This window comes from Mycobacterium arosiense ATCC BAA-1401 = DSM 45069, from assembly GCF_002086125.1.
GTDB classification, from domain to species: domain Bacteria; phylum Actinomycetota; class Actinomycetes; order Mycobacteriales; family Mycobacteriaceae; genus Mycobacterium; species Mycobacterium arosiense.
Window position 1 is genome coordinate 1 of sequence record NZ_MVHG01000079.1, and the last position, 23,838, is coordinate 23,838.

Sequence of the window (23,838 nt, forward strand, 5' to 3'; positions counted from 1 at the left end):
ACGGCCCGAACGCCCCGGGCACGTCTCGCCAGGCGATCCCACACCGGTACCGATAAATAATGCCCTCGACCATCGAGCGGGCATCCTGAAAGGGCCTGCCCCGCTTGCCTGTCCGAGTCGGAAGCAAATCTTCAATCAACGACCACTGAGCATCGGTGAGCAACTGAAACCGCGACATGACTCAAGCCTCGGGCACAACATCCAAAATCTTTGCCAGACACGCCCTAGTTGCCACGTCGCAATGGGCTAGGGACGAATCAACATGTCTGCCACGCCTCGACCGAACCGGGCCGTCCAGTCACGAAGTCCGAATGCGTCATGCCGTCAGCGTCACGCTCGCCGGCCCGGGACACGTCAACGCCCCGCTGGCCATCTGCCCGATAGGGTTGGGGATCGGGCACCCACTGGGTCGCCAGGCACCACAGCGATCTAGGAGGTTTGGCGATGACTTCCTCTGACCCGGTCAACCCAGACCACACCGGTTACGTTGACCCGGAGTCACTGGCCGCGGACGCCAGCGCCGCCCGCGCGATCGAGGGCATGCAGGAAGCCGGCGCCTCCGACGACCGCCCCCAACCGCCGATCGACCTCACCGCGGCAGCCTTCTTCGACGTCGACAACACGCTGGTGCAGGGCTCGTCCGCCGTGCACTTCGGGCGGGGGCTGGCCACGCGCAACTACTTCACCTACCGCGACGTCATCGGATTCATCTACGCGCAGGCCAAGTTTCAGATCCTCGGGACGGAAAACAGCAACGACGTCGCCGCCGGGCGGCGCAAGGCGCTCGCGTTCATCGAGGGCCGATCGGTCGAACAGCTGGTCGCCCTGGGCGAGGAGATCTACGACGAGATCATTGCTGACAAGATCTGGCCCGGTACTCGTGAGCTCACCCAGATGCATCTAGACGCCGGCCAGCAGGTGTGGCTGATCACCGCGACGCCCTATGAGCTCGCCGCCACCATCGCGCGACGGCTCGGCCTGACCGGTGCGCTGGGCACGGTCGCAGAGTCGGTCGACGGCGTCTTCACCGGCAGGCTGGTCGGCGACATCTTGCATGGCACCGGCAAGGCGCATGCGGTGCGGTCGCTGGCAATTCGCGAGGGGCTCAACCTCAAACGCTGCACCGCCTACTCGGACAGCTACAACGACGTGCCCATGCTGTCGCTGGTAGGGACGGCTGTCGCCATCAACCCCGACGCCCGCCTGCGCGCGCTGGCCCGGGAGCGCGGCTGGGAGATCCGCGATTTCCGCACCGCCCGCAAGGCGGCCCGGATCGGCGTGCCGTCGGCGTTGGCGCTGGGCGCAGCCGGTGGTGCGCTGGCCGCACTGGCCTCCCGGCGGCAATCACGCTGATAGGCTGCGCCGCGCAGACACCATCGACGGAGGGCATAGCGCCATGACAGTCCCCAAGGAAGCCGAAGGACTCATCGGCAGCCATTACCGCGCGCCGGATTACTTCGAGGTCGGTCGCGAGAAGATCCGTGAATTCGCCATGGCGATTAAGGATGACCACCCCGCGCACTTCGACGAGCGTGAATCTGCCAACGCTGGGTACCCCGACATGGTGGCGCCGCTGACGTTCCTCGCGATCGCCGGGCGCCGTGTGCAGTTGGAGATCTTCACCAAGTTCAGCATCCCGATCAACATCGCCAGGGTCATTCACCGCGACCAGAAGTTCAAGTTCCACCGGCCGATCTTGGCGCACGATAGGCTGTATTTCGACACTTACCTCGACTCGGTGATCGAGTCCCACGGCACCGTGCTTGCGGAGATCCGAAGTGAAGTGACCGACGCCGATGGAAAGCCGATCGTCACGAGTGTCGTCACGATGTTGGGAGAGTCTTCAAACCAGGAGGACGTCGAAGCTACCGCCGCGGCGGTGGCATCCATATCCGCAGGGAAGTTAGGGGCGTTGTAAATGACTGCTAAGGGGGAAACGGCAAGCACGGAGCTCAAACCGCCGGTCCAGGCGGTCCGCTCCCACTACGACAAGTCAAACGAATTCTTCAAGCTGTGGCTTGACCCGTCGATGACCTACAGCTGCGGCTACTTCGACGAGAATCCCGACCCGCAGAATCTGACCAAGACGCTGGAAGAGGCGCAGTACGCCAAGCGCAAGCTAGCTCTGGACAAGCTCAACCTCGAGCCCGGCATGACCCTGCTGGACATCGGCAGCGGCTGGGGTTCGACCATGCGGCATGCGGTGGCCGAGTACGACGTCAACGTCATCGGACTGACGCTGAGTGAGAACCAGTACGCCCACTGCGTGGCCGAGTTCGACAAGCTGGACAGCCCCCGCCGCAAAGAGGTGCGGATCCAGGGCTGGGAGGAATTCCCGGGTGACGTACCGATCGACCGCGTCGTGTCGCTGGGCGCGTTCGAGCACTTCGCCGACGGTGCGGGCGACGCCGGGTACGAGCGCTACGCCACCTTCTTCAAGAAGTACTACGACCTGCTACCCGACGACGGCCGGATGCTGCTGCACAGCATCGTGGTGCCCAACGCCGAGGAGGGCAAAAAGCTGGGGTTGCAGGTGAACATGACCCTGCTGCGGTTCATCAGTTTCATCCTGAAGGAGATTTATCCGGGCGGGAAGCTACCCCAGGTCGACCTGGTCGATAAATACTCGACGGACGCCGGGTTCAAGATCGAGCGCCACCACTTCATCGGCAAGAACTATGTTCCGACGCTGACGGCGTGGGCGGACGCCCTCGAGGCGCACAAGGAGGAGGCGATCGCCCTGAAGGGGCAGGAGACCTACGACATTTACTTGAAGTACTTGCGGGGCTGTTCGGACCTATTCCGGGACGGCTACACCAACGTCTGCCAGTTCACCATGGTCAAGTAGTCGCCTTCTTGAAAGAAAACGCCATCGCGGATCTTTGCGATGGCGTTTCCTTTTGCGTGGCTCAGCCGAAGAAGATATTGCGACGACCGGCGAGCAGCCGGTACAGCGTCTGCTGGATGGTCTCGCGCACCTGGTCGGTCAGCTCGAAGGTGACCATCGGGTCGTCGGCGTCGGAAGCGGCGTAGTCGTTGGTGTAGATCGGTTCACCGAACGTGATGTGCCATTTCGACGGCAGTGGCACCAAGCCCACGGGGCCGGCCAGCGGGAACAGCGGGGTGATCGGGAAATACGGCAGCCCGAACAGCCGTGCCAGTAGCTTGACGTCGGTGAGCATCGGGTAGATCTCCTCGGACCCGATGATCGAGCAGGGAATGATCGGCGCTTTGGTCCGCAGCGCCGCCGTCACGAATCCGCCGCGGCCGAATCGCTGCAGCCGGTAACGGTCCTCGAAGCGCTTGCCCAGCCCCTTGTAGCCCTCCGGGAAGACGGCGGTGAGCTCGCCGGCGGCGAGCAACCGGTGCGCGTCCGTCGTGCAGGCCATGGTGTGGCCGGCCTTGCGGGCCGCCGCGCCGACCACCGGCAGGTCGAACACCATGTCGGCGGCGAGCAGTCGCAGCTCGCGGTGCGCGGGGTGTTCGTCGTGCACGGCCACGGACAGCATCAACCCGTCGAACGGCAGCACGCCGGCGTGGTTGGCGACCACCAGGGCGGCGCCGTCGGCCGGCAAATTCTCGATCCCGCTCACCTCGACCCGGAACCAGTTCCGGAAGAACAGCCGCAGCAACGGCAGCACGATCGCGCTGTTGAAGTGCGGGTCGAAGCCGAACTCGTCGACGCTGTAGTCACCGGTGAAGCGCTGGCGCAGGAATCCGGCAACGGCGGCGACGCGCTGCGCCAAATCGTTCAGCGGTGCCTCGGCGGACGACGCGCTCGCGGCGGCGCGGCGGTGTTCGTCGATTTCGCGGACTACCGCAGCGATCTGCTCGGCCGACGCGCGACCGTTCGGATCCGAAAGTAATGAAGGATGTTGGCGAGTTGAATCTGCGCGTTGATCGGCTCTCCGACGCGCCGCTACCCGACCCCGATTAGTGTGCAGTGGAATGACATTCGCTCTTATTTCACCCGCCACGATACCTACCTGACTCCACCCCACGGAATTGGATTTCGGCTACCCCAGCGCTGGGCTAGGGATATGGCGCGACCTTCCCAGGAGCGTACCCGATGTGGGTCGATAATGGGAGTTAGGCTTCGGCCGCGAACATAGTCGTCAAAGGCTTCTGCCGTCGTCCATTTCGGCTGGAAGCCAAGTTCTGAGCGCATTCGGCTGGTATCCATGACGCGGCCATAACTCAAGTAATCAAACTGATCCCGACTGATCTCGTTGTAACGATTTGCGCGCCGTAAAGAATCCAGGGCCCAGACGCCGAAACCCGGTACGGGCAAAGGAATCCGGCCGGCCCGCCGGATCGCCTGCGACAGCATGATAATGCCGTCGGCCCCGATGTTGAACGTTCCCGCTTTGCCGGCCATGGCCGCACGCTCCAGCGCGCCCAGCGCGTCCTGCTCGTGCAGCAGCTGCAATCGCGCGTCGCGGCCGAACATCGTGGGCACCAAAGGCCCGGCCAGATAACGCGACAGCGTCGTGTCCATCGCCGGGCCGATCATGTTGGCCAGCCGCAGGATCGTCACCGCGATGTCGGGCCGGCGCCGTCCCAAACCGCGCGCGTAGGCCTCGATGTCGAGACTGTCCTTGGCGAAGCCGGCGCGGAAGGGGCGGCGGCTGGTGCTGTCCTCGGTGAACATCACCGGATCGTGCGCGCTCGACCCGTACACCTCCGACGTCGACTTGAGCACCACCCGGCGCACCGACGGCGCCTTCTGACAGGCCGCGAACAACTGCATGGCGCCCATCACGTTGATCTCTTTCAACGCCGCGGTACCGCCGGCTCGCGGCGCGTAAGAGGCCGCCGCCGCGTGCACCACCGTGTCGACGTCGCCGTTGCGAATCACCTTGGCTATGAAGGGATTTCGAATGTCGGCGCGGACGAACTCGGCGCGCCCCATCCGGCGAAGCATGTCCTTGCTCGGGGCTATCGCATCCACCGCGATGACCCCTTTGATCATCGGGTTCTGCGCGAGCCGGGCCGTCAGGTAGCCGCCCAGGAACCGGCAGGCACCTGTGACCAGGACGATTTTGGGGTAATGCACCGTGTTGCCGGCGGTGTCGCCAGGCCCGGTCTTCTCCCCATTCGACGGATCCACCCGAACAGCCTAGCGGCCAGGCGAGATGGCGGCACTTTGCCGCAAACGGGGTTACTTGCCGAGTTTCCTGCGCTGCACCCGGGTGCGACGCAGCAGCTTGCGGTGCTTCTTCTTCGACATACGCTTGCGCCGCTTCTTGATTACTGAACCCATGAACTCCGCTATCTGACCGTGGCCTGCTTCAAAGATTGGACCCGGACACTTTACCCGGCGTAGCGCACCGAACACCAAACCGGCGTCGGCCGATCGCCGCGCGACGGCGGAGCCTTGGTGCCGCCCGCGAGCGGCACCGTTTCAGGTCAGCCGGCGTCGAAGTACGACGTCTCGAGCATGTCGTGGACGGCCTTGGCGTGCACCCGGAAGGACCGGCCCACCCGGACCGCGGGCAGCTCGCCGTTATGCACCAATCGGTAGACCGTCATCTTGGAGACCCGCATCAACGCCGCCACCTCGGCGACGGTGAGAAACTGCGTCCTGCCCTGCTGGCTGTCAACGGAACTGGCGTCCCGTGGCTTACCTGCAGCATCTCGCGCTGATGGCCCGTTACTAGACGTCATCGCAACCCAATCGTGTCAGGCACGTGCATGCCAGCGGCTTCCCCTCCGCTGGCACCCACACGTGCTTACAAGAGGAGAATAGCGGGACTAATGGGGTTACTGGTACTGGTGGGGGACAATCAGTTCAAAAAACTTGGATTACTCTGATGTAATTCTTAGCTGCTCAGAGCGCATTTTTGCGGCTTGAACGGCCGCGTCGACGGCCGCCCGCAGGCCCCCTCGTTCCAGCTCACGCAGGGCGGCCGCGGTGGTACCGCCGGGCGATGTGATCGTCGCCTTCAACTGCGTTGCCGTGGCGTCCACCCGCAGCCCCGGCCCCTCGGCCTCGCCCAGCCGCCGATCGGCATCCATGCGTTCCAGCAGCATTGCGGCCGAGCCGGCCATGGTCTGCACGGTCAGATCGGCGGCCACCTCGCGGCTCAGACCCGCCGCGACGCCGGCGTCGATGAGGGCCTCAACCAGCAGGAAGAAATACGCCGGGCCGGACCCCGACAACGCGGTGACGGCGTCCATCTGGCCCTCCGCGACGCTCAATACCCCGCCGACCGAATCGAACAGGGCCGAGACGCCCTCGAGCTGTGGCGCGGTGACGAACCTCCCCTTGGCCAGGGCCGTGACCCCGGCGCCGACCAGGGCCGCGGCGTTGGGCATGGCCCGCACCACCGGCGTCCCGGCCGGCAGCTTCGACTCGAAATAGCTGATGGTGATCCCGGCCGCGACGGTGACGAACACCTGCTCGGCGGTGTCGCTCTCGGCGGCGCCGGCCGCGCGGGCGATCTCGGCCATCACCGACTCGACGTCGGCGGGCTTGACCGCGACCACCACGAATGACGCGTTCTCCACCGCGTCGGCCACCGCGCTGATCAGCACCGAATAGGTGTCGGCCAGGTACCTGGCGCGCTCGGGGACCCGCTCGACCACGACCAGGTCTTTGACCTGCCGGCCCGCCCGCAGCAGACCCGACAGCAGTGCCTCCCCGATGCTGCCGCCACCGATGATCGCGATTCTTGCCATGCCGGACAGCATCGCAGACATCGCCCGCTAGCGAGCGGCAGGGACCAACGCCAGCTGGCGGGCCTGCACCACCAGCCGGCCCAGGCTGTCGACGACGGTGTGGTCCTCGTCGAACCAGTCGTGCCCGATCTCGGTGCACGTCGCGACGATGCGCAGCCAGCCGTCGGCCGGCAGGCCGCGCAGAAACGCCGTCAGCTGGATCGTGGGGGCCCAGCCGGTGCGGTCCACGGCGAACGTCACCGGCGCCGACAGATCACCGCACATGAGCGCAAACAGTGCGTCCGGGGCCACCCCGCGGGGGCGCGCCCACATCTGGATCACCGGCGGGCGCCCGTCGCTGCGGGGCCGCATGGTCGACAGCACCGGCCGCACGTCGCAGCCCTCCCCCAGGTGCACGAGGCCGGCCAGCGGATGCCCGGGCCCGATCGGCTCGATGTCGTCCGGGGGTTCGGGCGCCATCAGGTCGGCCACCGGGTTGGCCGACAGCAGCGGCCTGGCCGCACCGTCGGGCGGATAATGCTCGGGCTCGCCCAGGTTGACCACGGCGTGCACGGCGGTGCGGTCGCCCTGATTCAGCTCGACGTCGACGACGCTGATCCGCCGGCCCCGCTTGCGGATCGACGTCACCAGCTGCACCTGCCCCGGATCGGGAGCCCACAAATAGCTCGCCGACACGGCGACCGGTTCGAGGACCGGCTGCTGGGACGGCTCGAGGCCGGCCGACTGGCCGCCGCAGGCGGTGCGGGCGGCGTTGGCGCACAGCGCCAGCATCGCGCCGCCGTGCACCTTGGGACCGATGGTCCAGCGCTTGTCGAGTTCGCCCTCAAAGACGCCGGACCCGACCTCCCGCAATGCCATTGCGGTGGTGAATAACGCGTTCATGGTCTCCTGGTGTGTCAGCGCAGCAGGTGCGTGCGGGCGAACTGCAGCGACTCGGCAAGCATGGTCTCGCGCTCATTGGCTGAACGCGCGCCGGATGTCGACACTTCCAGGATGACGTGTCCCGCAAACTGGCTGGCGGCCAGCATCTGGCACACCTCGGCGGTGGGTTGGGAGCCACGGCCGGGCACCAAGTGCTCGTCGGCGGGCAGACCGTTGCCGTCGCACAGGTGCAGGTGGACCAGGCCGGCTCCCATCCGCTGGGCCATGTCCAGCGAGTCGGTGCCCGCGGTCGCGGTATGGGACAAATCCAGCGTGTAGTGCGCGTGGTTGCCGTCGAGCGGGTCGTAGGAGGGCGCGAACGCCGAAATCGCCGGGCCGGGCCCGCCGCCGCGTTTGCGCATTCGTTCCAGCGACTGGCCGGCCCCGAACAACCGGTCCGCCCGAAACGGGAACATGTTCTCCACCGCGACGAGCACGTCGCTGGAGGCTTCCAGCGACGCCACCTGCTCGGTGAAACCCTCGGCATAGCGCCGCTGCCAGCGAAACGGCGGGTGCACGACCACCGTCTGCGCGCCCAGTTGTTCGGCGGCGCGCACGCTGCGATCAAGCTTGGGCACCGGGTTGGCGCCCCACACCCGCTGCGAGATCAGCAGGCAGGGCGCGTGCACGGACAGCACCGGGACGCGGTAGCGCCGCGACAGCTTCTTGACGGCGGCCACGTCCTGGCTGACCGACTCGGCCCACACCATCAACTCGACCCCGTCGTAGCCGAGCCGGGCCGCGTATTCGAAGGCGGCCTCGGCCCGCAACGGGTACACCGAAGCCGTGGAAAGGCCGACTTTGATGGCTGGGCGCACTGTCTACGGTTGCCGCTAACCCGATTGCAATGACAGCGCCAAGGGCCCCAGCGTGATCAGCGCACCCACCGCGACCGCGATCAACGTGCTGGCGATGTCCTCGGTTTTGCGCACCACGCGCACCCCGGCCACCAGGCCCAGGATGACCAGCACCGACAACACCAGCGCTACCAGACTGTTCCACCGCCACAGCTGGTCGAAAGCCACAAACAACCCGCCGCCGAACGCCACGGCCAGCATCGACTGCAGCACGACCACGCCGCCGCGCCACACCGCGTCGAATCTGCCGTGCTCGGGGTAAACATCCAGGTCCGCGTCCGCGTGCCCGTCCTCATCGACGTCCGGCTCGCCCAGCACCCCGGCGCGCAGCGATCCCTCGGCGTCCTCGTCCTCGTCCAGCTCGGCATCCCCGGACCGCAAAAACGACCGCACGTAGGCGGAGTCCTCCAGCGTAGGTTCGGCCTCGCGCACGTCGGAGTCCATGACGTCCACCGGGACGTCGGCGTAGTGGTCCATGGGGTCGGGGCTCATGCCCTCGGCCCCGGATGCTTGCCCCGGCTGCCCGGTGCCGTTGCGGGACGCGCCGGGCCGGCGGGCCTCGGGCAACGGCCGTGGATATTCGCTGCGCTCGGGTCCCGGTGCCCGCTTGGGCTGCGGCGGTGACTTGGGCCAGCGCGGCTCGGGCTCCGACCAGTAGGGAGCTTTGGGCTCGTCGTCGGTTACCGGCTCGGCGACGACGTCGCGGGCCGCGGGTTCGGCCGGGACCGGCTCGGCAACGTCAACAGTGTCGGTGACGCCGCGGCCGGCCTCGTCGTCATCGCGGACCACCGGGATTTCGCCGGTCAGTTCGGCGACGGTCACCGCGTCGCTGTCGCCGCGCCGACGGCGGCGCCGCCGGGTGACTGCCGGGGCGCCGATGGTTCCGTTTCTGGCCAGCAATTCGGCCACCGAGATGGGCCGAGTGCCGGGGCTCTCGGTCTCGGAGTGCGGTCCGGTCATGGTTTGTCGCCTCTCGATCGGTTCTGATTCCGATCAACTACCTGACCTCCAGCATTGCGCACCGAAGGGTCCATGAGGGCCGATCCGTCGGCTTCGCTGTCCAGTTTGCGCAAGATGAGACCTTCCCGTAATGCCCACGGGCAAATATCCACCGATTCGATCGACAGCGCTCGCATGCTCGCCTCCGCCACCAGCGCACCCGCAACGATCTGCGGCGCCCGCTCGGCGCTCACTCCTTCCAGTTCTGCCCGGTCGGCGGTCGTCATCCTAGAGATGAAAGATATGAGTTGCCTGAGGCCGTTTGCTGTGAGCGTCCTTTTGACCCGCGGTCCGGCGCCCGACGGCGCCGCGCCGGTGAGGCGTGCCAGCGACCGGAAAGTCTTCGATGTCGCCACGGTCAGGTCGGGGCTACCCGCCTCGAGGATCTTCACGCTGGTTTCGGCGAGCTCGGCGTCCAGCCAGTCGCGCAGCATCGCCACCCGGCGTCGGCCCGGCGGGTCGTCAGGCAGCCACTCGCGGGTCAGCCGCCCCGCGCCCAGCGGCAGCGACAACGCCACCTCGGGCTCCTCGTCCACGCCGCTGGACATCTCCAGCGAACCGCCGCCGATGTCGAGGTTGATGATGCGGCCCGCGCTCCACCCGTACCACCGGCGCACCGCCAAAAAGGTCAGCCGCGACTCGTCGACCCCGGTCAGCACCCGCAATTCCACGCCGGTCTCCTTGCGCACCCGGCTCAGCACGTCGTCAGAGTTGCCCGCGTCGCGGACCGCGGAGGTGGCGAAGGCCATCAGCTCCGCGCAGCCCGAACTGTCGGCGATCTTGGCGAATTCGTCGATCGTCGAGATCAGTTTCTCGGCGCCGCGTTTGGTGATCTTGCCGGCGCTGTCGGTGGCCTCGGCCAGACGCAGTGTGGCCTTCGTCGAACTCATCGGCGTCGGGTGACCGCCCCGATGGGCGTCGACCACCAGCAGATGCACCGTGTTGCTGCCCACGTCCAGAACGCCCAATCGCACGTAAACAACCTAACGAAGCCGCAGAAGCGGTGCTTTGCGCGACCCGGCTAACGGGCCGAGTGTCAGCGGCTCGGATGGCCCGAATCGTGGTCTAACGTGGACTGCGTGGCGAATTCGCACCCCGAACCGGGACAAGAGGTCGAACTGGATTTCGCCCGCGAATGGGTGGAGTTCTACGACCCCGACAATCCTGAACACCTGATCGCGGCGGACCTGACCTGGCTGCTGTCCCGGTGGACCTGCGTGTTCGGCACTCCGGCCTGCCGGGGCACCGTGGAGGGCCGCCCGGACGACGGGTGCTGCTCGCACGGTGCGTTCCTGTCCGACGACGACGACCGCGCCCGCCTGGACGACGCGGTGCAGAAGCTGACCGACGCCGACTGGCAGTTCCGCGAAAAAGGGTTGGGCCGCAAGGGTTATCTGGAGCTCGACGAGCACGACGGCCAACCGCAGTACCGCACCCGCAAACACAAAGACGCGTGCATCTTCCTGAACCGGCCGGGCTTTCCGGGCGGCGTCGGCTGCGCGCTGCACAGCAAGGCCCTCAAGCTGGGCGTGCCGCCGCTGACCATGAAGCCCGACGTCTGCTGGCAGCTGCCGATCCGTCGCAGCCAGGAGTGGGTGACCCGGCCCGACGGCACCGAGATCCTCAAGACGTGGGTCACCGAATACGACCGCCGCGGTTGGGGTTCCGGCGGCGCCGACCTGCACTGGTACTGCACCGGCGATCCGGCAGCCCACGTCGGCGCCAAGCAGGTATGGGAAAGCTTGGCCGGCGAGCTCACCGAGCTGCTGGGCGCCAAGGCCTACTCGGAACTGGCGGCAATGTGCAAGCGCCGCAGCAAGTTAGGGCTCATCGCGGTGCACCCGGCCACTCGCATCGCCGAGTAGCCGCACCGGTCCGGCTGCGCCGGCAGGTCACGGAGAGCAAGCAATGGACGACGAAAAGCGATCGGCCGCGGCTCCGCGGTGGCGGGGCAAGGCGGGTCGCCTCGAAGTCTGGTACGCCACCCTCTCCGACCCAGCCACCGGCGCGGGGTTGTGGATTCATTGCGAGACGGTCGCTCCCGTGCGGGGCGCCCCCTACGCGCACGGCTGGGTCACCCGATTTCTCCCCGAGGGTTCACCCAACACGCAACGGTTCGGTCCCGAGCCCGCCCGGCCCGCCGCAGGCGCCGACTGGTTCAGCGCCGCCGGGGCGCGTGTGGCCGACGGGCGGCTGACCGGACGGGCCGGATCGCTGGCGTGGGACCTGTCCTGGGCGGACACCGCTCGTCCGCTGTGGACGTTCCCCCGCCTGACGTGGGAGCGCGAGCTGCTGCCCGGCGCCCAGGTCGTGCTGGCCCCCACCGCCGACTTCACCGGGTCGCTGACCGTGGGCGGCGGCCGCGGCGCCCATTGCGGGTTGGCGCGGCGCCGTCGCCCACATCTACGGACACGGCAATGCCAGACGCTGGGGGTGGCTCCACGCCGACCTCGGTGGCGGCGACGTCCTCGAGGTGGTGACCGCGGTGTCGCACAAGCCGGTACTGCGCAGGCTGGCACCGCTGGCCTTCGTCCGCTTTCGGCTCGGCGGAAAGGATTGGCCCGCAAGTCTTTTGCCATCGCTGGCGATGCGGACCGGGCTCGATGCGCGACGCTGGCAGCTGGCGGGCCGCATCGCGGGTAAGCGGGTGCTCATCAGCGTCGACCAGCCGCCGGACCGGTGCGTGAGCCTGGGCTACACCGATCCCGACGGCGGCACCGCGGTGTGCACCAACACCGAGCGGGCGGAAATCCACGTCGAAATCGGTCACCGGCGCTGGTCGGTGCTCGGGCACGCCGAGGTGGGCCTGCGCGGGGACCAAGCGCCCGAGATCAACGAGAGAATCTCGACGTGACGCCGGTCCCGGGATTCATCGTCGAGCTTGGTCGCCGAATCGGCCAGCGCCGCTGTGGTTTTCGGGTTAACCCTCGAGCTTGTAGCCCAGCCCGCGCACCGTCACCAGGTGTACCGGATTGGCCGGGTCGGCCTCGATCTTGGACCGCAGCCGCTTGACGTGGACGTCGAGCGTCTTGGTGTCACCGACATAGTCGGCGCCCCACACCCGGTCGATCAACTGGCCGCGGGTCAACACCCGGCCGCTGTTGCGCATCAGATACTCGAGAAGGTCAAACTCCTTGAGCGGCAAGGTGATCGTGTCGCCGTTCACCGAGACCACGTGGCGTTCGACGTCCATCCTGACCGGGCCGGACTCGAGCACGCCATCGCTGATCTCGGAATCGTCGTCACCGCCGCGGCGCAGAACCGCGCGGATGCGCGCGATCAGCTCACGCGCCGAATACGGCTTGGTCACATAGTCGTCGGCTCCGAGCTCGAGGCCGACGACCTTGTCGATCTCACTGTCGCGGGCGGTCACCATGATCACCGGCACGCTGGACCGCGCGCGCAGCTGCTTGCAGACGTCGGTACCCGACATCCCGGGCAGCATCAGGTCGAGCAGCACGATGTCGGCGCCGCCCCGATCGAACTCGGCAAGCGCGGCCGAACCGTCCGTCACCACCGTGGCCTCGAAGCCTTCCTTGCGGAGCAGAAACGCCAGCGGATCGGCCAGCGACTCCTCGTCCTCCACGATCAGCACACTGGTCATCGGCGCGATTCCTCCTCATCGCTACGCTCTGCATCGTCATACGCGCGGGTCATCGGCGCGATTCCTCCTCATCGCTACGCTCTGCATCGTCATACGCGCGGGTCATCGACTTAGTTCTTCCTCTCGTTGTGAGCGGTTGGGCCGCATGTCGCGGCCCTGCGACTGCTCGGATTCACCATCGCCTCGATGAGACGCCTTGGCCGCCGGGATGGAAAGAGTGAACGTCGATCCGGTTCCCGGCTTGCTCCACACGCCGATGCTGCCGTTATGGTTGGCCGCGACGTGCTTGACAATGGCCAGACCCAGCCCGCTGCCGCCCGTGGCGCGCGAGCGGGCCTTGTCCCCGCGAAAGAACCGCTCGAAAACCCGCTCCTGGTCTTCCAGGGCGATCCCGATGCCGCGGTCGGTCACCGCGATCTCGATGTTCTCCCCACGGCGGCGGCGGCTGATCGACACCGGCGAACCCGGCGGCGAATAGGCGATGGCGTTGGACACCAGGTTGGCCAACGCGGTGACCAACAGAGTTTCGTCACCCAGCACCCGCAAACCACTGGGCGCGTCCGTGCGGACCTCGATGTCTGCGTTGTCGGCCGCCACCTTGTGTCGCGAAATCGCTTCGCCCACAACCTTGTCCACGTCGACCTCGATGACATTGGGCAGCCGTTCGGCGCCCTGCAGCCGGGACAACTCGATCAGTTCGGCGACCATGTCGCCCAGCCGGTTGGCCTCGACGAGCACCTTCTCGGCGAACCGCCGCACCGTCTCGGAGTCGTCGGACGACGCCAGCAGGGCCTCGGCGAGCAGGGCCATGGCGCCCACCGGCGTCTTGAGCTCGTGGCTGACGTTGGCCACGAAGTCGCGCCGGGTCGCCTCCATCCGCGCGTAATCGGACTGATCGTGGGCGAAGACCACCGCGAACCGGCGGTCTTCTTCGCTGAGCAACCGCGCCTGCCCGTGCACCGACAGCCCCGACCGGCCGCCCGAGCGTTTCGAGGGCCGCAGGTCGAATTCGACGTCGACGCCGGTCAGGGCCTGCTGCGCCGCCTCCCAGGCCTGGTCATCGAGTTGACGGTCGCGCACCAGGCCCAGCTCCTTGGCCCGTTCATTGAGGTAGACGACGTCGCGATGGGCGTCGACCACCGCCGCGCCCAGCGGCATCAACGCCACGATGCGTTGCAGCATCTGCGCGACGGTGATCCCGGTCCATTCGGTGCCGACCCGCTGGCGGCGCTGCACCGCCCGCGGTGACAGCCGGGTCCCGACCAGCACACCCGCGGCCAGCGCCAGCGCGGACAAAACCCCGGCCAGCAACAGTGCCGAGAACACAGTCACATAGCAAATCCTACAAATCTTCCTGAACGCTGCCCTAGCGCAACGAGGCCAAAATCGGACAAGTCACACCTTGCGCAACAGGTGTTCCGCTCCCGTTCACGCGATGTTTGGCTAAATGGTCTTTATCTCGCGCGGCGGCGCGTGTGCCGGCGTCAGCCGTGGCCCTGGCTGGCAACGGCGGCGGCGCCGGCGGCGGCCGCCTCCGGGTCCAGATAGGTGCCGCCGGGAACCACGGGACGCAGGTCGGCGTCGAGGTCGTAGCGCAGCGGGATGCCGGTCGGGATGTTCAGTCCGGCGATCTCCTCGTCGGACACCTGATCGAGGTGCTTGACCAGGGCCCGCAGCGAGTTGCCGTGCGCCACGATCAGCACCGTCTTGCCGCTGCGCAGGTCCGGGACGATGACGTCGGTGTAGTACGGCAGGAAGCGCACGACCACGTCGGCCAGGCACTCGGTGAGCGGGCCGCCGCCGATGTCGGCGTAGCGGGGATCGGTGTCCTGGCTGTAGCGGCTGCCCTTCTCGATGGGCGGGGGCGGCGTGTCGTAGCTGCGCCGCCAGGCCATGAACTGTTCGTCGCCGTAGCGGGCCTTCGTCTCGGCCTTGTCCAGCCCTTGCAGCGCCCCGTAATGGCGTTCGTTGAGCCGCCAGGTGCGCCGCACCGGGATCCACAACCGGTCGGCGGCGTCCAGCGCGAGGTGCGCGGTGGAGATGGCCCGGCGCAGCAGCGACGTGTAGAGGATGTCGGGCAACAGGTTGTTCTCGATCAGCAGCTCGCCGCTGCGCACGGCCTCCGTCCGGCCCTTATCGGTGAGGCCGACATCGACCCAGCCGGTGAAGAGGTTCAGCGAATTCCATTCGCTTTCGCCGTGGCGAAGCAGTACCAGCGTGGCGGTATCACCCATGCCGGTCAGTCTCTCACGACCCTATTCGTCGTCTTCGTGACCCGATGCTCGACTCCTCCTCATCGCGCTTCGCGCTCTGCATCGTCGTCTTCGTGACCCGATGCTCGACTCCTCCTCATCGCGCTTCGCGCTCTGCATCGTCGTCTTCGTCGTCGTCGATCAAGTGGGCGAACGCCTCCAGGTTCTTCAGCGACTCACCGCGAGACACCCGCCAGTCCCACTCCTTCTGGATCGACGAGCGAAACCCCAACTCCAGCAACGTATTGAAGTCCGAATCGACCGCTTCGAGCACCTGGCCGAGCACCCGGTCGAGCTCGTCGGCGTCCACCGAAGCCAGCGACATGCGCCCCACCAGATAGATGTCCCCGACCTTGTCGAGCGTGTAGGCCACGCCGTAGAGGCGGCGATTGCGCTTGAGCAAGAAGCGGTAGACGCCTTCGTGGTTCTCGTCGGGCTTGCGGCACACGAAGGCCTCGACCCGCACCGAATGCTCGCCCACGCTCAGGATGGTGTTGGTCTTCAGCTTGCGCTCGCCGGGCAGTTCCACCACCAGTCCGGGCAGACCGCCATGTGCCCCAACATGTTTCGAGTAACTCAGCCCACTGGCCTGCAGGGCATCCTCGATCACCTGGCTCACCGCTGGGCTCATGAGCGCCGCTCCTTTTCATCGCTTCGTCCCCCGCAAGCGGGAGGTGCCCCCGCTGCATCGTCACCGGCGCGCGTCATGCGCCCACCCCGCGGCGCTCGGTGATGTACTCGCGGATCGCGCGCCGATAGCTGGCCAACAGCGCGTCGGTGGTGTGATCCCAGGAGAACGCGGCCGCGTGCGTGGCGGCCGCCCGGCCCATCGCGTCGGCCTGCGGCGCAGGCAAACGCAGCAGCCGGTCCAGCGCGTTAGCCCATCGCCCGACGTCGTGGCCGGCCACCAGCGTGCCAGTCACCCCGTCGCGCACGGCCACCGGCAGTCCGCCGACCGCGGCCGCGGCCACCGGCGTCCCACACGCCTGCGCCTCGAGGGCGACCAGCCCGAATGACTCCGAATAACTCGGCACGGCAACCACATTGGCAGCCTGGAATAGCGTGGCCAGATTCGTGCGCGACTGCGGGGGCAGGAAAGTCACGCGTTCGGTGATGCCGAGTTCGTCGGCCAACCGGACCAATCCGTCCGGAGAGGCCAGGCCGCTACCCGAAGGTCCGCCGGCCACCACGATGCGAACCCCGGGCAGGTTCGCGGCGGCGCGCAACACAATGTCGGGCGCCTTCAGCGGCTGGATCCGGCCGACGAACGCCACGATGTCTTCCTCGAGCGGCAGCCCGAGCGCGGCTCGGGCTGCCGTGCGATCGCCCGGGCGGAACATATCGAGGTCCACCCCGGGATGGACGACATCGATCCTGGCCGGGTCGGCGTCGTGGATCGAGATCAGCTGCCTGGCTTCGTCATCGGTGTTGACGATCAACCGGTCCGCCTCGTCGACGACCTGCTGCTCGCCGACCGTGCGCAGCGGCGGTTCGGGCGAATCCCCTTGCGCGAGCGCCGCGTTCTTGACCGCGGCCAGGGTGTGCGCGGTGTGCACCAGCGGCACCGCCCAGCGGTCGCGGGCCAGCCAACCGACCTGCCCGGACAACCAGTAGTGCGAATGCACGATGTCGTAATGGCCCGGCTCGTGCGACGCCTCGGCGCGCAACACCCCGGCCGCGAACGCGCACAGCTGGGTGGGCAGGTCGTATTTGTCCAGGCCCTCGAAGGGGCCCGCCACCACGTTGCGGACCAGCACACCGGGCGCCACCCGCTCGGCCGGCGGGTCGGCGGAGGCGGTCGCCCGCGTGAAGATCTCTACCTCGATGCCCCGTCGCGCCAGGTGCAACGCGGTTTGCAGCACGTAGACGTTCATGCCGCCGGCGTCGCCGGTGCCGGGCTGGGCCAGCGGTGAGGTATGGACCGCCAACACTGCGACCCGGCGCGGTTCGTTCAGCCGGAAAACGTCATCGTGGCGCACCCTGTCATCTTTACAGGATGGTTCGTCGGCCAGCCCAAGCGCGCTGGACACACCGGTCGTGTCAGGCGGACGACTCGTCGCGAGTCACGTCGTGCAGCCCGGCATCGAGCGCCCCGGCGCGCCGCATCGCGCCCAGCGGGTCGGCGTAGAGCCCCGACAGCGAGACGGTTCCCGCGCCGGCCTCCTGCACCCGGTTGCCGAAGGCGGTGAGGCGGATGTCGCGGGGGCCGAGCACGGAGCGTTCCAAAAACGCCGCCTGCACCTGCTCCATCGCCTCGGGGTACTCGGTGAAAGCCTGGCCGCCGACCACTAGTTCGTCGGGGTTGAGCATGTCGCGCAGCAACGCCACCGCCTCGCCGAGCACGCGGCCCCGCTCGGCGAGCAGGGCCTTGGCCTGCTCGTTGCCCGCGCGGGCTACCCGCAGCAGATCCGAGATGCCCGCGGCGGGCCCGCTGGCCCGGTTGGTCGGGGCGAACGGCAGGATGCGCTGCTGGCGGGCGATGCCCACGACGGCTTCGTCGCTGACGGTGGACTCGAGCTGGCCGGTGCCACCGAGCAGTTCGGACTGCGCCGGCAGGGTCGCGATGGTGCCCGGGCCGCTTGCCGGCACGTGCACCCGCCCGCCGATCACCAGCGCGTAACCCACGGTCTCGCGGGCGTAGACGTACAAGCTGGTCGGCGAGCTCGGCAGGAATCGCCGCATGCCCAGGAGCAGCTCGGCACCGGCCATGGCGTCGACGTGCGAGGCCACCGACACGGGCAGGCCCAAGGCATCGGCGAGCACCTGCCCGACCGGCGCCTGCCGCCAGCCCAGCCGCGGGTGGTCCACCTGGCCGGTGGCGCCGTCGACGGTGCCACCGATGGCGACCCCCACCCACAGCGGCCGGCGGCGATGCCAGCGCCGCAGGTAGCGGCGGGCGCTGTCGGCCAGCGTCGCCAGGGCGGGCCCGGCTGGGCTGCGCGGTGTCAAGGTTTCGACCGTGTCGAGCGTGCGGCCGAACAGGTCGGTGGCCACGATGCTGGTGGTCCGGGCGCCGATGTGGATGCCCAGGGTCACGAACGGTTCGTGGTTGACCTCGACCGGGACGCGCGGGCGGCCGATCGCACCGGAGACGGCCAGGTCGGCACGTTCCCGCAGCAGGCCGGCTTCCAGGAGCGCGATGACCTGACGGTTGACGGTGGCGATGCTCAGCGAGGTGACGCCGGCGATGACGTCGCGGCCGACGGGGCCCCGCAGCCGGACGGCCCGGAAGACGGAGGCCGCCGCCGAGTCGGGGACGTTCAGCGCCGGCGGCACGATCTGCCGGCGCACCGAGCGGTTGCTCTTTTGGCCCGGGAGGTGCCCAACGGCACGACTGGGCGAACGATGGGTATGGGTGAGAGTATTCGTGCGCACGAGCGTCCTTAGTTGTCCGAGTTTTGCTGGCCGTCTTGGCCACACCTGGCTGGGTCAGGAGCGGCAAAGTGCGCAGCAACAACACGCACCCGCCGCGCAAAGACACGCGGTGGTAGTGGTGTTGGACAGGGCGCCGAGGAGCACACGCAAAATCTAGCACGTTCATTAAGGTTGTTTCGATGGTTAAAACTGGCAGGAATGAACGAGTCGCAGTAATCACCGGGGCCAGCTCAGGGATCGGCGCAGCAACCGCCCGAACCCTGGCTGCGCAGGGCTTTCACGTCGTCGCGGTGGCGCGTCGAGAGGATCGAATTCAAGCCCTGGCCAGTGAAATCGGCGGTACCGCGATTGTGGCCGATGTCACAGATGAGGCGGCGGTTGAAACATTGGCGAGCAAAGTGGACCGCGTCGATGTCCTGGTCAACAACGCCGGCGGCGCCCGGGGACTGGCGCCGGTCGCCGACGCCGACCTCGAGCACTGGCGATGGATGTGGGAGACCAACGTCATCGGCACACTGCGGGTCACCCGCGCACTGTTGCCCAAGCTGATCGACTCCGGCGACGGGCTGATCATCACCGTCACTTCCGTTGCGGCACTTGAGGTTTACGACGGCGGCGCCGGATACACGGCGGCCAAACACGGCCAGGGGGCGCTACACCGCACGCTGCGCGGCGAGCTATTGGGCAAGCCAGTTCGCCTGACCGAGATCGCACCCGGCGCGGTCGAAACGGAATTCTCGTTGGTCCGATTCGACGGCGACCGACAACGCGCGGAGGCCGTCTACACCGGCATCACCCCACTGGTGGCCGACGATGTGGCCGAGGTGATCGGATTCGTCGCCTCGCGGCCGTCGCACGTCGACCTGGACCTGATCGTGATGAGACCGCGCGACCAGGCGACCGCCTCCCGGTTTAACCGCCAGGGGTAGCCGGACCGGTGCCGGCCGGCGACGTCGACGTGGTCGGAGTGCCCGACAGGGTCGGCGCGTTGGACGGCGTGACCGGCGCGGTGACCGGGATCTGCGTCGACGGCGGGCGCGCAGTCGGCGGCGGCAGCGCCGACATGGCCACCCAGGTGTCCCAGTCCACGGCCCAGTCCCAAATGTCGCCGTCGGAGTAGGACAGCTGGATCGAGCTGCCCGTGACCTCGACCGGATCACCATACATCGCCGACTGGAAGTACTGCTCGGCGTCGCCCGTCGACAGATTGATGCAGCCGTTGGTGACGTTGGTGTTGCCCTGCGCGCCGGCGCTGGCCGGGTTGGCGTGGATGAACTCGCCGTTGTTGGAGATCCGGACCGCCCAGCGCTCGTGCACGTGGCTGTAGCCGGCCGCCGGGTTGGACATGTAGAAGTCGGCGTACTTCTCGCTGACCACGTGGATGCCGTTGCGGGTGACGTTGCGCGCCTTGTCGGCCTCCCCGTAGCTGCATGGGAAGTCCATGACGACGCCCTCGTCACGGATCACCTGGATGCGGTGCGACGAAACCTCGGCCTTCACCACCTGCCGGCGGCCGATCTGAATGTTCAGCGAGATGTCCTCTGCGCCGTAGGCGCCGTCGCCGAAGGGCAGCCCGTACAACTTGGCGTCGACGTTGACGGTGGTGCCGGCCGGGTAGTACTCGCGGGTGCGGTAGTGCACGCGAGCGCCCTGCGCCTCGTCGGGCAGCCAGGCCCAGCTGCCCTCGACCGGCGGGTTCGTGGTGACGGTCAACGCCTTCTCGACGGCGGCCTTATCGGTGATCGGCGCGTCGAACTGGATGATGATCGGTGCCGCGACGCCCACGGTCTGGCCGTCGGCGAGCTGGAAGGCACCCCCGATCTTCTTGGCGGGAGACACAGTGGTGAACTTGCCGGCCACCGGGATCGCCTTGCCGTCGTGCCCGACGGCCGAGCCGCTCCACGTGTAGGTCTGGTCGTAGCCCAGCGGCTCGGACGTCGTGTAGACGGTGCGGTCCTGATTGAAGACGCCCGCGACCGCCTTGCCCGACGAATTCGACAACGTGACGTGTTGGAACCAGCCGTCGCTCACCTCGACGCTGACCGGGGCGATCGGCACCACGTTCTCGGTCGCATTTGCGGGCTGGAACTTGAGCTGCGGTGCGGCTTGCTCCTTCTTTTCGGCCTGTTTGGCGGTCGTGCCGCCGCACGCCGCCAACACGTTGGGGGCCAGCACACCCAGTCCCAGGGTCGCCAGAGCCGCACGCCGGTTGAACGGCCGCGGGGCGCGGGACGAGGTCACGAAAATCAAAGATACCGGGGAAAACCGGCCAGCCCGGCCACGACAAAACGGACCGGGCATGCGTCGGCGAAATTCGCGGCTACAGCCTGCAGCCGAGCAGGACGGGCTCGGGGACCAATGTGATGCCAAACACAGCCTGCACGCCGTCGCGGATGGCGCGGGCCAGCGCAATCACGTCCTGAGAGGTGGCGCCGCCGCGGTTGGTCAACGCCAGCGCGTGCTTCGTGGACAACCGGCACCGGGCCGTTGCCTCCTCCGGGTAGCCCTTGCCGAATCCGGCCCGCTCCACCAGCCAGCCGGCGGCCAGCTTGACGCCATCGGGCGCGGGATAGTTCGGCACCGGACCGTCGACGGCGGCGGCCAGCCGCTCGTAGGCGTCCGGGGCGATCACCGGGTTGGTGAAGAACGAGCCCACGCTCCAGGTGTCGTGATCGGCCGCGTCGAGCACCATGCCCTTGCGCGCCCGCAGGGCCAGCACCGCGTCGCGGACGGCCTGCGGGTCGGCGCGCTCGCCGGCGGCCACCTTCAACTCCGCGGCCAGCTCGCCGTAGCGCAATGGCGCACTGCGCCCGGACGCGTCCAGCGCAAACTCCACTTCCAGTACGACGGAAGGCATTTCGAGTCCGCTGGCGCCGCGGTGTTTGAACACACTGGTGCGGTAGCCGAAGCCCAGCTCGCCGCCGGGCACCCAGCGCACCTGCCCGCTGGCGCGGTCGAGCACCCGGACGCGGGTGATGGTGTCGGCGACCTCGGTGCCGTAGGCCCCGACGTTCTGCACCGGGGTGGCCCCGGCCGAGCCGGGGATGCCGGACAGGCACTCCAGCCCGCCGAGGCCGTGCTCGATCGCGGTGACCACGACGTCGTCCCACACCGCGCCCGCCTGGGCGCGGACCAGGTTGCCCTCGACGGTGACGCCGTCATTGGCCAGCCGCACCGCGGTCAGGTCGGTCAGGTCGTCGGAGATCACCAGGTTGGAGCCGCCGGCGAAGATCAGCACCGGGTCGCGTCGCCCGCCCGCGGTTTCGGCGTCCAGCTGCCGCAACGTGACGATCACCTGCTCGCTGGTGGTGCAGGTGATCAGGCGGCGCGCGGTGGGTCCGACCCGCAGGGTGGTCAGTGGCGCCAGTGGCGCCGCGTCGGCCACCGCCGCGCCGGCGAACTCCGAACCGGCACCGCTGGATTTCATGGCCCGTAACGGTAGCCTGACCTGCTATGCCGCGTTCATTCGACTTGTCGGCCGACTACGACGGCAGTGTAGACGAGGTTCATCGCGCCTTCACCGATGAGGATTACTGGCGGGCCAGGCTGGCCGGGTCCGGTGTCGACGTCGCCACCCTGGAGTCGATGCGGGTCGGCGGCGAGTCCGGGGACGAGGATACCGTCGAGGTCGTCACGTTGCAGGTGATCCGCAGCGACAAGCTGCCGGGCATGGTCACGCAGTTGCACAGCGGTGACCTGCGCATCCGGCGCGCGGAGACGTGGGGCCCGGTCACCGGCGGGGCGGCGACCGGGTCGGTGGTGGGTTCGATCGTGAATGCGCCGGTGAACCTCGCCGGCACCGCCGTCCTGGAGCCCATCGAAGAGGCCGGCGGCTCCCGCCTGACGTTTCGCGCCACCGTCCAGGTGCGCGTCCCGATCATCGGGGGGAAGTTGGAGAACTTCATCGGCACCCGGCTGGCCGAACTGGTCGCCGCCGAACAGCGCTTCACCACGGAGTGGATCGCCAAAACGGCCTGAGGCTTTCGATCGTCGCCGGGGTTAAGCTGGATCGCCCGGCTCCTCCTCGCGCCGCGGCGCGGCCCGCATCGTCGCCGGGGTTAAGCTGGATCGCCCGGCTCCTCCTCGCGCCGCGGCGCGGCCCGCATCGTCGCCGGGCCTAAGCTGGCGGTCATGCGAATCGCCTTGGCGCAGATCCTCAGCGGCACCGAGCCGGCAGCAAACCTGCAGCTGGTCGGCGAATACAGCCGCCGGGCCGCCGACGCGGGCGCGAAGCTGGTGGTCTTCCCGGAGGCAACCATGTGCCGGTTCGGAGTACCGCTGGGGCCGGTCGCCGAGCCGGTGGACGGGCCCTGGGCTGACGGGGTGCGCCGCATCGCGGCCGACGCCGACATCGCCGTGGTCGCCGGCATGTTCACGCCATCCGGTGACGGGCGGGTGAAAAACACGCTGAGCGCGGCCGGCCTGGACGACCCCGGCCGGCCGGACGCCCACTACGACAAGATCCACCTCTACGACGCCTTCGGCTTCACCGAATCGCGCACGGTCGCCCCGGGACACGACCCGGTGGTGATCACGGTCGACGGCATCCGGGTCGGGCTGACCGTCTGTTACGACGTTCGTTTCCCGGCGCTGTACACCGAGCTGGCCCGCCGCGGCGCCCAGGTGATCGCCGTGTGCGCGTCTTGGGGCGCGGGTCCCGGCAAACTCGACCAGTGGACGCTGCTGGCCCGCGCCCGCGCCCTCGATTCGATGAGCTACGTCGCGGCGGCCGGCCAGGCCGATCCTGGAGCCGCGCACGGGTCCGAATCGGGGGCACCGACCGGAGTCGGCGGCAGCCTGGTGGTCTCCCCCTTCGGTGAAGTTGTCGCGTCGGCCGGCTCGCAACCGCAGCTGGTCGTGGCCGACATTGACATCGACCGGGTCGCCGAGGCCCGCAAGAGCATCGCGGTCCTGCACAACCTCTCGGACTTCGCTCAGGTTGATAGGGCAGAATCGGTCGGGTGACGAACCCACAAGGACCACCGAACCCGGACCCGTCGAAGTGGGCCCGTCCCTCCAACCAGGGGCCTTTCGGTCAACCGCCCACCGAGCGGCCGACCGAGCGGATCAACACCGGCGGGCCGGGCTATGTGCCCCCGCCCCCGCCCGCGCCCGGTCCCCAGCCGGGTCAGACCGAGCGATTCGGCAC

Annotated in this window: 24 protein-coding genes and 3 pseudogenes; 9 read left to right on the top strand and 18 right to left on the bottom strand. The window is 68.1% G+C overall.

What is annotated here, in order from left to right; translation table 11 throughout:
• The coding region (locus BST14_RS31760; RefSeq protein WP_142279208.1) for a transposase at positions 1-178 on the bottom strand (178 nt) is incomplete at its 3' end.
• 266 nt (positions 179-444) lie between these two features.
• On the opposite strand from BST14_RS31760, the gene BST14_RS22160 reads away from it, so the two are divergent.
• The 3 genes from BST14_RS22160 to BST14_RS22170 are packed head-to-tail and all read left to right on the top strand — an operon-like array spanning position 445 to position 2,848.
• Positions 445-1,353, top strand: a complete 909-nt coding sequence (locus BST14_RS22160) for an HAD family hydrolase (RefSeq protein WP_083066511.1) — start codon at positions 445-447, stop codon at positions 1,351-1,353.
• 43 nt (positions 1,354-1,396) lie between these two features.
• Positions 1,397-1,918, top strand: coding sequence for an FAS1-like dehydratase domain-containing protein (locus tag BST14_RS22165; RefSeq protein ID WP_083066512.1), 522 nt, complete (start codon positions 1,397-1,399; stop codon positions 1,916-1,918).
• Positions 1,919-2,848 (top strand): cyclopropane mycolic acid synthase family methyltransferase, encoded by a 930-nt coding sequence (locus BST14_RS22170; protein ID WP_083066513.1) that lies wholly within the window; start codon positions 1,919-1,921, stop codon positions 2,846-2,848.
• 61 nt (positions 2,849-2,909) lie between these two features.
• Here BST14_RS22170 and BST14_RS22175 read toward each other — a convergent pair whose 3' ends face one another.
• The 9 genes from BST14_RS22175 to BST14_RS22215 all read right to left on the bottom strand — a co-directional run bounded on the left by BST14_RS22175 (position 2,910) and on the right by BST14_RS22215 (position 10,432).
• Complete coding sequence (locus BST14_RS22175) at positions 2,910-4,001, bottom strand: lysophospholipid acyltransferase family protein (RefSeq protein WP_211280782.1); 1,092 nt, start codon at positions 3,999-4,001, stop codon at positions 2,910-2,912.
• Entirely contained in the window at positions 3,983-5,110 is a 1,128-nt protein-coding gene (locus tag BST14_RS22180; RefSeq protein WP_083066515.1) for an SDR family oxidoreductase, read from the bottom strand. Before BST14_RS22180 ends, BST14_RS22175 begins: the two co-directional genes overlap by 19 nt.
• Before the next feature lie 51 nt (positions 5,111-5,161).
• Positions 5,162-5,263 carry a 30S ribosomal protein bS22 gene (locus BST14_RS22185; RefSeq protein ID WP_003402602.1) on the bottom strand — a complete coding sequence of 34 codons (102 nt, stop codon included), beginning with the start codon at positions 5,261-5,263 and terminating at the stop codon, positions 5,162-5,164.
• Between the two features lie 146 nt (positions 5,264-5,409).
• Positions 5,410-5,667 (bottom strand): cell division/environmental response transcriptional regulator, encoded by a 258-nt coding sequence (locus tag BST14_RS22190; protein ID WP_040629292.1) that lies wholly within the window; start codon positions 5,665-5,667, stop codon positions 5,410-5,412.
• 138 nt (positions 5,668-5,805) lie between these two features.
• Positions 5,806-6,681 carry a pyrroline-5-carboxylate reductase gene (gene proC, locus BST14_RS22195; protein WP_211280783.1) on the bottom strand — a complete coding sequence of 292 codons (876 nt, stop codon included), beginning with the start codon at positions 6,679-6,681 and terminating at the stop codon, positions 5,806-5,808.
• Positions 6,682-6,708: 27 nt separating this feature from the next.
• Positions 6,709-7,563, bottom strand: a complete 855-nt coding sequence (locus BST14_RS22200; RefSeq protein ID WP_083066517.1) for a thioesterase family protein — start codon at positions 7,561-7,563, stop codon at positions 6,709-6,711.
• Between the two features lie 14 nt (positions 7,564-7,577).
• Positions 7,578-8,420, bottom strand: a complete 843-nt coding sequence (locus tag BST14_RS22205; protein WP_083066518.1) for a sugar phosphate isomerase/epimerase family protein — start codon at positions 8,418-8,420, stop codon at positions 7,578-7,580.
• 15 nt (positions 8,421-8,435) lie between these two features.
• Entirely contained in the window at positions 8,436-9,419 is a 984-nt protein-coding gene (locus BST14_RS22210; RefSeq protein ID WP_083066519.1) for an Rv0497 family membrane protein, read from the bottom strand.
• The gene (locus tag BST14_RS22215) at positions 9,416-10,432 is read right to left on the bottom strand and encodes a Ppx/GppA family phosphatase (RefSeq protein ID WP_083066520.1); all 1,017 of its coding nucleotides are present in this window, start codon (positions 10,430-10,432) and stop codon (positions 9,416-9,418) included. Before BST14_RS22215 ends, BST14_RS22210 begins: the two co-directional genes overlap by 4 nt.
• A gap of 96 nt (positions 10,433-10,528) precedes the next feature.
• Between BST14_RS22215 and BST14_RS22220 the strand changes: the two genes are divergently transcribed.
• Positions 10,529-11,323 carry a DUF3109 family protein gene (locus BST14_RS22220; RefSeq protein WP_083066521.1) on the top strand — a complete coding sequence of 265 codons (795 nt, stop codon included), beginning with the start codon at positions 10,529-10,531 and terminating at the stop codon, positions 11,321-11,323.
• A gap of 43 nt (positions 11,324-11,366) precedes the next feature.
• A pseudogene (locus BST14_RS31610) lies at positions 11,367-12,312 on the top strand (tocopherol cyclase family protein).
• A 66-nt stretch (positions 12,313-12,378) separates the two neighbouring features.
• On the opposite strand, the gene regX reads toward BST14_RS31610, so the two are convergent.
• From regX to BST14_RS22260, 6 genes and pseudogenes are all read right to left on the bottom strand, one after another.
• Positions 12,379-13,062 (bottom strand): two-component sensory transduction protein RegX, encoded by a 684-nt coding sequence (gene regX, locus BST14_RS22230; protein WP_007768263.1) that lies wholly within the window; start codon positions 13,060-13,062, stop codon positions 12,379-12,381.
• Positions 13,063-13,164: 102 nt separating this feature from the next.
• Positions 13,165-14,394 carry a sensor histidine kinase gene (locus BST14_RS22240; RefSeq protein ID WP_142279541.1) on the bottom strand — a complete coding sequence of 410 codons (1,230 nt, stop codon included), beginning with the start codon at positions 14,392-14,394 and terminating at the stop codon, positions 13,165-13,167.
• A 152-nt stretch (positions 14,395-14,546) separates the two neighbouring features.
• Complete coding sequence (locus BST14_RS22245) at positions 14,547-15,296, bottom strand: phosphoglyceromutase (RefSeq protein WP_083066524.1); 750 nt, start codon at positions 15,294-15,296, stop codon at positions 14,547-14,549.
• Between the two features lie 108 nt (positions 15,297-15,404).
• Positions 15,405-15,945: pseudogene (locus BST14_RS22250) on the bottom strand (type III secretion system chaperone family protein); the annotation flags it as partial.
• A gap of 73 nt (positions 15,946-16,018) precedes the next feature.
• Positions 16,019-17,293 (bottom strand): D-inositol-3-phosphate glycosyltransferase, encoded by a 1,275-nt coding sequence (gene mshA / locus BST14_RS22255; RefSeq protein ID WP_083066526.1) that lies wholly within the window; start codon positions 17,291-17,293, stop codon positions 16,019-16,021.
• A 61-nt stretch (positions 17,294-17,354) separates the two neighbouring features.
• Entirely contained in the window at positions 17,355-18,605 is a 1,251-nt protein-coding gene (locus tag BST14_RS22260) for an ROK family protein (RefSeq protein ID WP_438502198.1), read from the bottom strand.
• A 263-nt stretch (positions 18,606-18,868) separates the two neighbouring features.
• Between BST14_RS22260 and BST14_RS22270 the strand changes: the two genes are divergently transcribed.
• Positions 18,869-19,618: an SDR family oxidoreductase gene (locus tag BST14_RS22270; RefSeq protein WP_083066528.1), complete on the top strand. Its 750-nt coding sequence runs from the start codon at positions 18,869-18,871 to the stop codon at positions 19,616-19,618.
• Here BST14_RS22270 and BST14_RS22275 read toward each other — a convergent pair.
• On the bottom strand, positions 19,602-20,990 hold the full coding sequence (locus BST14_RS22275) for a L,D-transpeptidase (RefSeq protein ID WP_142279542.1): 1,389 nt from the start codon (positions 20,988-20,990) through the stop codon (positions 19,602-19,604). The two genes, BST14_RS22270 and BST14_RS22275, sit on opposite strands and share 17 nt — an antisense overlap.
• Positions 20,991-21,009: 19 nt before the next feature.
• Positions 21,010-22,116 carry a UDP-N-acetylmuramate dehydrogenase gene (locus BST14_RS22280; RefSeq protein WP_083066530.1) on the bottom strand — a complete coding sequence of 369 codons (1,107 nt, stop codon included), beginning with the start codon at positions 22,114-22,116 and terminating at the stop codon, positions 21,010-21,012.
• A gap of 26 nt (positions 22,117-22,142) precedes the next feature.
• Here BST14_RS22280 and BST14_RS22285 point away from each other — a divergent pair, with 26 nt between their 5' ends.
• From BST14_RS22285 to BST14_RS22295, 3 genes and pseudogenes are all read left to right on the top strand, one after another.
• Positions 22,143-22,667: a DUF2505 domain-containing protein gene (locus BST14_RS22285; RefSeq protein WP_083066531.1), complete on the top strand. Its 525-nt coding sequence runs from the start codon at positions 22,143-22,145 to the stop codon at positions 22,665-22,667.
• A 153-nt stretch (positions 22,668-22,820) separates the two neighbouring features.
• On the top strand, positions 22,821-23,654 hold the full coding sequence (locus BST14_RS22290) for a carbon-nitrogen hydrolase family protein (RefSeq protein WP_083066532.1): 834 nt from the start codon (positions 22,821-22,823) through the stop codon (positions 23,652-23,654).
• A pseudogene (locus BST14_RS22295) lies at positions 23,651-23,838 on the top strand (LmeA family phospholipid-binding protein); the annotation flags it as partial. The gene BST14_RS22290 and the pseudogene BST14_RS22295, both read left to right, overlap by 4 nt.

What these genes read in the sequence shown, in the direction of transcription:
- BST14_RS22160 (WP_083066511.1), top strand. Translation starts at nt 445, where the DNA reads ATGACTTCCTCTGACCCGGTCAACCCAGACCACACCGGTTACGTTGAC.
- BST14_RS22165 (WP_083066512.1), top strand. Translation starts at nt 1,397, where the DNA reads ATGACAGTCCCCAAGGAAGCCGAAGGACTCATCGGCAGCCATTACCGC.
- BST14_RS22170 (WP_083066513.1), top strand. Translation starts at nt 1,919, where the DNA reads ATGACTGCTAAGGGGGAAACGGCAAGCACGGAGCTCAAACCGCCGGTC.
- BST14_RS22185 (WP_003402602.1), bottom strand. Translation starts at nt 5,263, where the DNA reads ATGGGTTCAGTAATCAAGAAGCGGCGCAAGCGTATGTCGAAGAAGAAG.
- BST14_RS22190 (WP_040629292.1), bottom strand. Translation starts at nt 5,667, where the DNA reads ATGACGTCTAGTAACGGGCCATCAGCGCGAGATGCTGCAGGTAAGCCA.
- proC (WP_211280783.1), bottom strand. Translation starts at nt 6,681, where the DNA reads ATGGCAAGAATCGCGATCATCGGTGGCGGCAGCATCGGGGAGGCACTG.
- BST14_RS22200 (WP_083066517.1), bottom strand. Translation starts at nt 7,563, where the DNA reads ATGAACGCGTTATTCACCACCGCAATGGCATTGCGGGAGGTCGGGTCC.
- BST14_RS22210 (WP_083066519.1), bottom strand. Translation starts at nt 9,419, where the DNA reads ATGACCGGACCGCACTCCGAGACCGAGAGCCCCGGCACTCGGCCCATC.
- regX (WP_007768263.1), bottom strand. Translation starts at nt 13,062, where the DNA reads ATGACCAGTGTGCTGATCGTGGAGGACGAGGAGTCGCTGGCCGATCCG.
- BST14_RS22245 (WP_083066524.1), bottom strand. Translation starts at nt 15,296, where the DNA reads ATGGGTGATACCGCCACGCTGGTACTGCTTCGCCACGGCGAAAGCGAA.
- BST14_RS22270 (WP_083066528.1), top strand. Translation starts at nt 18,869, where the DNA reads ATGGTTAAAACTGGCAGGAATGAACGAGTCGCAGTAATCACCGGGGCC.
- BST14_RS22275 (WP_142279542.1), bottom strand. Translation starts at nt 20,990, where the DNA reads ATGCCCGGTCCGTTTTGTCGTGGCCGGGCTGGCCGGTTTTCCCCGGTA.
- BST14_RS22280 (WP_083066530.1), bottom strand. Translation starts at nt 22,116, where the DNA reads ATGAAATCCAGCGGTGCCGGTTCGGAGTTCGCCGGCGCGGCGGTGGCC.
- BST14_RS22285 (WP_083066531.1), top strand. Translation starts at nt 22,143, where the DNA reads ATGCCGCGTTCATTCGACTTGTCGGCCGACTACGACGGCAGTGTAGAC.
- BST14_RS22290 (WP_083066532.1), top strand. Translation starts at nt 22,821, where the DNA reads ATGCGAATCGCCTTGGCGCAGATCCTCAGCGGCACCGAGCCGGCAGCA.